At 35.5% G+C, this 8,117-nt stretch carries 9 protein-coding genes; all 9 read left to right on the top strand.

Annotation, left to right across the window (positions count from 1 at the left end):
- Window positions 1-23 precede the first annotated feature (23 nt).
- The 9 genes from MW688_RS18465 (at window position 24) to MW688_RS18425 (ending at window position 7,715) form a co-directional block, all read left to right on the top strand.
- Window positions 24-422: a hypothetical protein gene (locus MW688_RS18465; RefSeq protein WP_486737485.1), complete on the top strand. Its 399-nt coding sequence runs from the start codon at window positions 24-26 to the stop codon at window positions 420-422.
- Between the two features lie 18 nt (window positions 423-440).
- Entirely contained in the window at window positions 441-1,133 is a 693-nt protein-coding gene (locus tag MW688_RS18460; RefSeq protein WP_486737484.1) for a hypothetical protein, read from the top strand.
- 199 nt (window positions 1,134-1,332) lie between these two features.
- Entirely contained in the window at window positions 1,333-2,340 is a 1,008-nt protein-coding gene (locus MW688_RS18455) for a hypothetical protein (RefSeq protein ID WP_486737483.1), read from the top strand.
- Between the two features lie 126 nt (window positions 2,341-2,466).
- A complete protein-coding gene (locus MW688_RS18450; protein WP_486737482.1) occupies window positions 2,467-2,997 on the top strand; it encodes a hypothetical protein in 531 nt (176 codons plus the stop codon).
- Window positions 2,998-3,276: 279 nt separating this feature from the next.
- Window positions 3,277-3,834: a hypothetical protein gene (locus tag MW688_RS18445; protein WP_486737481.1), complete on the top strand. Its 558-nt coding sequence runs from the start codon at window positions 3,277-3,279 to the stop codon at window positions 3,832-3,834.
- The gene (locus MW688_RS18440; RefSeq protein WP_486737480.1) at window positions 3,831-4,118 is read left to right on the top strand and encodes a hypothetical protein; all 288 of its coding nucleotides are present in this window, start codon (window positions 3,831-3,833) and stop codon (window positions 4,116-4,118) included. The genes MW688_RS18445 and MW688_RS18440 overlap by 4 nt, the downstream gene beginning before the upstream one ends.
- A 90-nt stretch (window positions 4,119-4,208) precedes the next feature.
- Window positions 4,209-5,051 carry an ADP-ribosylglycohydrolase family protein gene (locus MW688_RS18435; RefSeq protein ID WP_486737479.1) on the top strand — a complete coding sequence of 281 codons (843 nt, stop codon included), beginning with the start codon at window positions 4,209-4,211 and terminating at the stop codon, window positions 5,049-5,051.
- A 201-nt stretch (window positions 5,052-5,252) separates the two neighbouring features.
- On the top strand, window positions 5,253-5,909 hold the full coding sequence (locus MW688_RS18430) for a DUF4279 domain-containing protein (RefSeq protein WP_421947439.1): 657 nt from the start codon (window positions 5,253-5,255) through the stop codon (window positions 5,907-5,909).
- A gap of 993 nt (window positions 5,910-6,902) precedes the next feature.
- On the top strand, window positions 6,903-7,715 hold the full coding sequence (locus tag MW688_RS18425; RefSeq protein ID WP_486737478.1) for a Shedu anti-phage system protein SduA domain-containing protein: 813 nt from the start codon (window positions 6,903-6,905) through the stop codon (window positions 7,713-7,715).
- Window positions 7,716-8,117: the final 402 nt, after the last annotated feature.

The raw sequence follows: 8,117 nt of genomic DNA, 5'->3' as shown, positions 1-8,117 counted from the left end.
GAATAGATTCAGCAGGAGAATAATTGAATGATTTTCATTGGGTTAAGTTGGTTTTTACGGGCGATAAAAAAATGAGGGTATCAGTTTTGCCTGAAAATCGGTTATCAAAATCGGATAATTTGATAAACTTGGAAAAAGCCCCCTTATCTCGTCTTCGAAAACAAAGAAATGGCCGCTTGTTTAGTAAAAATGAGATAAAACGCGAATGCTGTGAACATTGGCTACACACAAGCCGGGTAAAATCCTCCATTGAAAAATTAGAAAAAAGAGCCCGCTGCGGCAGTCAAAGCCAGGCTACGCCAATTTCGCCTTTGCCCACCGCAGCTATTTTGGTGAAATGGGATGAAAAGATTATTTTCAGGAATCCCGGCCTGCGTGTAGCCCGGGCCGTTAGGTGCTATTGTTTAATAAGAATTTTATGATTAAGAAAAACGAGAGAGATGCCTATAAACTATAATAAAAACAAGAATAGATCAAATTATAGCAATAAAGTTAGAGGCGAAATAGAAAGGATTTTTGATAAATTTAGAATTGCAGTTGCACTGTCGCTAGTCCTAGTTACGATTATCGCAGGAATGACGAAACTTTTTGATATCAATGATTACTTTTATGAAAACCAAAGAAAAAAATCCGAATACCTTCTAAATAGGATAATTAAAGATAATGAAGTCAAAATTGATAGTTTGAGTTTAAGACTAGGAAAAGCTGAAAGTCGATTGTCTGAAATTAATAGGTTGATTGCTGGAGCAAGCGTAAATTTTAGTAGAGATCAGAGGGTGTTAAACATTGAAGACGAAATACAACTTTTGAATTCTGAATTGAATTTAGTGAAAAAGCAATACACTAGTATAAGACAAGCATTTAATCCTACTAGCCCAGAAGAGGTTTTAACTATTGCAAGATTAAGTGATGAATTAAAGTATTTGAAAACAAATCTTTCAAGCTTCGAATTGAATCTAGTTAAGCAACAAGATGAGTTTCGTGAATCAATTCTAAGAGAGAATAAGTATACTGAGCGATTTACTAATCTAATTTTAGTGGTTCTTATTCCTCTTGTATTTAACTTCCTATATACAGTATGGAAAGATTATAAAGAAGATAGAAAAGAAGAAAAGTCTCAAACTAGCACCTAACAATGGCTACATGCCATGCCGGTAAAAATCTTCGAGAGGAAAATAGAGATAGAAAAACCCGCACAGTCAGCAAAAGCCAGGCTGCGCCAATTTGGTCTTTTGCTGCCTGCGCTAGCATTTGTGAAATGAGACGAAAATGGTAAATTTAGAGTCCGGCACGTCACGTAGCCGGGCCGTTCCACACAAGCAGAGAAAGGAAATGAAGAGAGCATATCTATTGATAATACCTTTTATTACGGTTTTAAATTCAACTTTTGGCCAATTACAATGTGATTTCAAAATTATATCGGAAGTTCAAACAGATGAAGAGTTAGATTTTATTGAAGAAATCTTCGGTGATGGAGAAAAGAAAAAATATCGAAATCGTATAATCAGAAAGACCAGCGAAAATGATGTGTTGAAATTACTAATTGGAGTTAAATCATTTGAGAAAGGCGATTTGTTTTGTGAATCTGAAATGTCAAATGACACCTTATTTTTACAATTTAGAGTTCGAGGGAAAGTAATTGACGGAATAGGAAAAATTGTAGAAATAGGAGAATCCAAATACCGCGAAGTTGAAATTGAAGTCAATGGTTTAAATGCTAGTCCCAAAGTAATCTTATTGAATGGAGAAGAGGTAGAAGAATCTTCGGAGTTATATTTAACATATCCAATTCAATTTGAGATCGTCGATGGAGATACAGTAAATAGGAAAGATGAATTTGGTCAGAGGCAAGGAAGATGGATAGATAAAATGGATAGGGTGAACATTGAAAGTTATTACGTGGATAGTAAATTAATGAAGTCGAAAATGACTACAATGAACCTTTCGAATAATGTAGAATCTGAAGAATTCTATAATCTTGGATTAAAAACTGGAGATGTTTATTTTAGAAGCTATTATGAAACAGGTGAAATTCAAGAAGAGAACTACATTGTAAACGAGACTGGGATTTTCAAAAGAAAATGGAATTTAAGCGGTGAGATTATTCAAGAAAACTTATACAATGGTGAAGAAATTGAGATTAATCAATATGACAAGAAAGGTAAGCTATATTGTAAATGCATAACTAAAATAGGGGCTGAATCTTTCGTTGAAGAAATGGGAATTTCTTGGGCTAAGAATAAATATAAGATCCCTTGTACTTTTTATGATAAATATGGAAATGAGGTGTCCGAAGGAAAGAAAGAGTTCAAGTTGAATTACGAAATAAATCCAAGATAAAAAGCCTGTGTGGAACACAGTGCAGCCGACAATACTCCGCTACGCTGCGTACTGCGGCTGCACAACCCGTTGGTGGCAATAAGGTATGATCAACAGTAATAGCAAAAGATCAGAAGACAAAATTCAATGAATAATAAAGTTCAAAATTATTCCGTTGCAAATGAAGGTTTTCTGAATAGACTCAAGGAATGGAATAAAAAAGAGCCGTACTTAATAAGTATTTTGTTGTTATTTACATGTACAGCAGCAGTATTCAGATTTGAAATGAGAATTGAATATTGGATTATTTTGTTAATAATAATACCGTTAGTGGTAACCAAAGCCATAAAAAGGAATTGGTATGTTATCAAGGAATTAGAGATTAATTCTGAATTTTTAACCCTAGTGATTTTAACGGGTAATAAAGTAAGTAATTACAAATTAAAGCAACATGAATTTTCTATTGATTTAAAAATGAAGATGGTAGGTGAATTGTCAAAAGAGTACATTCTTGAGATTTCATCTAATAAAACACCAAAAGTTCAAATTTATAGACATCAGTTGTCATATTCTGATATGATTTCTATATATGAGCAATGTAAATTAAATCAAAATAAGTCATTACATTATACCGAAAAGAATAGAATTAAAGAAGTTAAAAAGCTAATCAAAACTTGAAGCATATATTGTGAAAACTTAAGTATAGTAGGATAGATAGGTGAATGAAATTATAAAAATACTGCCACCAACAATGGCTACATGCCATGCCGGTAAAAATCTTCGAGAGGAAAATGGAGATTGAAAAACCCGCGCAGGCAGCAAAAGCCAGGCTGCGCCAATTTGGTCTTTTGCTGCCTGCACTAGCATTTGTGAAATGAAACGAAAATGGTAAATTTAGAGTCCGGCACAGCACGTAGCCGGGCCGTTGGTGGCTATGAATAACAAAACAAGTAGAAGATGGCAGAGAAAGAATGGATAGGAGTTCAGTTTAATTTTGATAAAAAGTTTGGATTGGGAGATTGGATCAAAAGATATGAAAGTATTGGGATAAAGTCAGACGAAGAGCATATTACCGTCGAGTTTGGCAACAATGAATTGAAAAGATTAGGCAGTGAAGAATCTAAGAAAGTAGAGATTCTGAAAACTGCGATTCGGAAGTTTTTAAAAGATAGCGACTACACAAATATTTACACTTACCTGAATGCAGATGATCTAAAAGGCCAAAAACCTGAATTGTTGAAAGGAGAGTTTTCAAGTCGAATAAGGATAACTGAATTTCAAGACCCGAAGTCGATTTTGTCCAATTATGAATCAGCGTTAAATTCAGGCAAGGTCAAAAAAATACTTATGAAAGATAGGCTAATGGTTGCAATGAATGATATTTTTAATTTTATAATCGATAGAGGCTTTGAAACACACCAAGAGTTGACTTTAGATTTGAGTTACGAGGACAAAGAAGAATTTGGATCGGCTAGAGACAATCTGAATATGTCGATTCAAATAGAGAAATTATGAAAGACGAAGAAATACAGTTGACAGAGGATGAATTGAAATTCATAGTTGAAGATGAATTTGATCGAATAATAGGTTTGGCAAAATACAACTCATTCTGTTCGAATTGTACTGGAAAAACCAAGGTTGAAATGGTTGAATACGGAATATTCCTGAATGAATTGGACGATCTAGCTTTCAAAGGCAAATGTAAATCTTGCAATAAAAACATTGGGAGGTATATCGAGATTGGGGAGGAACCGAGATTTAGGGTAAGAGCAGAAAACTTGAAACGGAAAAAGAAGTGATCACAGCCACCAACAATGGCTAGCCGACAATACTCCGCGATGCTCCGTACTGCGGCTAGCCGGGCCGTTGGGTGCAAAAATAATAGATAGATGATATTAGAAGGAGCAATTGGAGATGCGTATGGAGCAGGATTTGAATTTGCAGAAAAAGAAAAGATAAGGAAGAAGAATACTCTAACACAATATGAATCGCATCCATTATTCGAAGAAATAAAGGGTAAGTACACTGATGATACTCAAATGTCAATTGGAATTTGTGAATTGTTATTAGAGGAAAAAGAGTGGACTCCTTTAAAAATTGCAAATAAGTTTGTTGAGGTTTTTAAAAGAGACCCAAGAAGAGGGTATGCAAAAAGGTTTTATAAATTTTTAATGGAAATAGAAAGTGGTGAGGAATTATTGAGGAAGATTGAACCAAAAAGTGAACGAAATGGTGCGGCAATGAGATCTTATTCAATCGGGATATTAGGAGATGAAAATGAGATCATAGAAAGATGTGACCTACAATCAAGTTTGACTCATAAAACAGAAAAAGCATTAATATCTGCCCAAGCAATTGCTTTGACGAATCATTTCTTCATTTATGATAAAGGGAGGAAATCAGAACTATTAGATTATCTTCAAGATATACAGGGAGTTAGATGGACTGGTAAATGGTCCGGAGAAGTAAAGGTAAATGCAATTGAAACTGTAGAAGCAGTAATTAGTCTGATCATTTCTGAAGATTCGTTGAAAGAAATATTGAGGAAGAGCATTGAATTTAGTGGAGATGTAGATACAGTTGCTTCTTTAGGGTTGGCAATAGGAAAAATGAGTAGAGAAATCAATAATGATCTCCCAAATTGGTTATATGAGGAATTAGAAGAAGGTAAATATGGCAAAGGTTATTTGAAAGAATTAGATGAGAGACTGGATGAATTAAAAGTGGTTTAAATTCTGCACCCAACAATGGCTACATGCCATGCCGGTAAAAATCTCCGAGAGGAAAATGGAGATTGAAAACCCGCGCAGGCAGCAAAAGCCAGGCTTCGCCATCATCGCCTTTTGCTGCCTGCGCTAGCATTTGTGAATTAAGACGAAAATGGTAAATTTAGAATCCGGCACAGCACGTAGCCGGGCCGTTCTGCTCAATAAATGAAAAAAGAAAATCAATATATCAAAAAAGCAATTGAAGAAATTCTCGATCCAAAATTTGAGACTACTAAACAGTATTTGGAAGTCTGCGAAGTAAAAATAGAAGATGGATTACCTAAGATTGCTAGAGTAAGTGAAGATTACTATGAAGATAAAGTCGCTGTTTACGTTGAGGTCAAAAATGAAAGATATTTTATTGAAATTCATTTAACGAAAGAGCCTGAAATAGCGGTAGACTTTGTTTGGACAGAATCAGGAAATCGAGTTTATCTAACAGCTACATCGAAAAGGTTGACTTTTAAGGAACTTTCAAGTTTTATAAGGAAATTCGAACCATTGATAGGTTGGTCTAAAGGAGATTTAAGAAAGTATGGAAAGTCAAGATATGATTTCAGCCGAATAAGCTTCGAGCCAATAAGAAATGAAGCCTATGGGTTAGACGAAAAATTAGAATTATTGCTCAATGAATTAGAAAAAGATATTGAAGGGGTTCAAAAGCTCAGTAAAAATTCAGAAGCAATAATATCAGTTTGCCGACATCAATACATAAGTGGAAATGCAGGAATTGGATTTGAAATTGAGACAATAAACAGGTTGAATAAGCTGAATTTGGGAATCGAGATTGACACGTATATTATTGGAAACGAGGTCAAATGAAAATTAAGAATACTGAGCAGAACAATGGCTACATGCCATGCCGGTAAAAGTCTTCGAGAAGAAAATGGAGATGGAAAACCCGCGCAGGCAGCAAAAGCCAGGCTTCGCCATCATCGCCTTTTGCTGCCTGCGCTAGCATTTGTGAAATGAAACGAAAATGGTAAATTTAGAGTCCGGCACAGCACGTAGCCGGGCCGTTCACAGACAATCGCGCAACAGAAAAAGGTATCTGTAAGAATTTGAGATAAAACTTGTCCCCGCCTAAAAAAAGGTAAATGCCTGATTATCAATATTCAGAAACTGGGCTTAAATTGGTTAGTCCATTGGAGAATTGGATTGTTAAGGCGGGGCAGATGAGATTTCTACAGTTTTATAGTTGGTTTAGGAGAATTGTGATAGCCCGAATTGAAAAATTAGATCAAGAGTTACCGCGGCCCCGTTGGATGGAAAGGAAAACGGTATCAGGAAAAGAGCCCGCGTCCAAGGGGCTTATGAAAATCAACCGGTAAATGAAAATCAATGAGCAAATAAGGCTTCATGCCCGAATAAGATTGATTTTTAAGGGTCCGCAGGTGCATTGAATAGATTTAGCAGGAGAATAATTGAATGATTTTCATTGGGTTAAGTTGGTTTTACGGGCGATAAAATAAATGAGGGTATTACTTTTGCCTGAAAATTGGTTGTCCAAATCGGATGATTTGAAAAATGTGGGAAAGCCCCCTTTTCTCATCTTCGAAAATAGAGAAATGGCCGCTCGTTTTGTAAAAATCGGATAAAACGCGAATGCTGTGAACATTGGCTACACACAAGCCGGGTAAAATCCTCCATTGAAAAATTAGAAAGAAGAGTCCGCTGCGGCAGTCAAAGCCAGGCTACGCCAATTTCGCCTTTGCCCGCCGCAGCTATTTTGGTGAAATAGAATGAAAAGATTATTTTCAGGAATCCCGGCCTGCGTGTAGCCCGGGCCGTTCGGTGCTATAAAAAAGGACAAAAATGTTGTTTGATAAGGATTATCGTAAAGAGACACCAGAAATAAAAGAACAGCTTAAGAGATATTCTGAGAGTAGTAAAACAATAATGCTACCCAATCAGAATGAAGTAAGAGTACCTAAATTTAGCATTGATAACGAGTATACTCAGGATTTCTGGAGACATATTAGCTTGTTTCCCAATAATGGATTGATTGATCCTAAATTCATGGACAGGCAAGAATATAATGAAAAAATTGAAAGCTTCATCCAGCTTATTGATAGAGAAACTCCAAAAGAAAGAGATATTTTAAACTTTATTAGAGAGAATGAAGCTTATTTTATTATCGGATCCTTACTAAGAAGGTTTGATTTTGGACATCATGGACGGTTTTTATTCAAAGAATTTCCTTTGGGGACGTCTTATGCCGCCGATTTTATTATTATTGGTAAGGGATCAGGAGGATATCATTTAATCCTTGTAGAATTAGAATCGGTATATGGAAGAGTAACAACATCAAAAGGAGAATTTGGAGAAGTAATAAGAAAAGGTCTTAATCAGATAGAGGATTGGAAGTCTTGGTTAGATTCAAATTATGGTAATCTTCGGGAAGTATTTAATAAGCACAAAGGAAGTTACGAGGAATTACCAAGAGAGCTAATTGATTATGACTCAACACGAATGAATTATGTTGTAATCGGTGGAAGAAGAACCGATTTCAACGAAAAAACATATTCACTCAGAAGAAGATTAGAGAGAAGTGATTCGATTAAGTTATTACACTACGATAATTTGATTGATCTCTCCAAAGAATTAATTGTAAGAGGAGCCTATTAAATCAGACAGCACCGAACACAGTGCAGCCGGCAATACTCCGCTGCGCTACGTACTGCGGCTGCACCACCCGTTGGGTGTCATTAGTCCTATTAAATAAGGAAGTCGAAGAAAAAATAAGTAGCGAACTCTCTCAAAAAATCTAAAAATGGACCTAAGAAATAGCTTTTCAGCAAGATTTAAGAATTCAACTGATAAGAGATTGGTATTCCTCAAATCGTTAATCTTGATTTTGATCTTTTTAAACTTTGGAGCAATTGAATTGGAAGGTCAAGACTTGATAAGGTTGCAAAAAGGTGATCTTGCTTATAATTTTAATGAAGCTGATGAGGAAGGAGAGGAGATTGAACTATACCCGTAACTAAGAGGTTTGCCACAAGTTCCTATATTTACAGGCATGATATT

Source organism: Johannesbaptistia floridana (genome assembly GCF_057440575.1).
The sequence above is the reverse complement of the archived record's forward strand: the minus strand, read 5'-3'. Positions and strand labels throughout refer to the sequence as shown.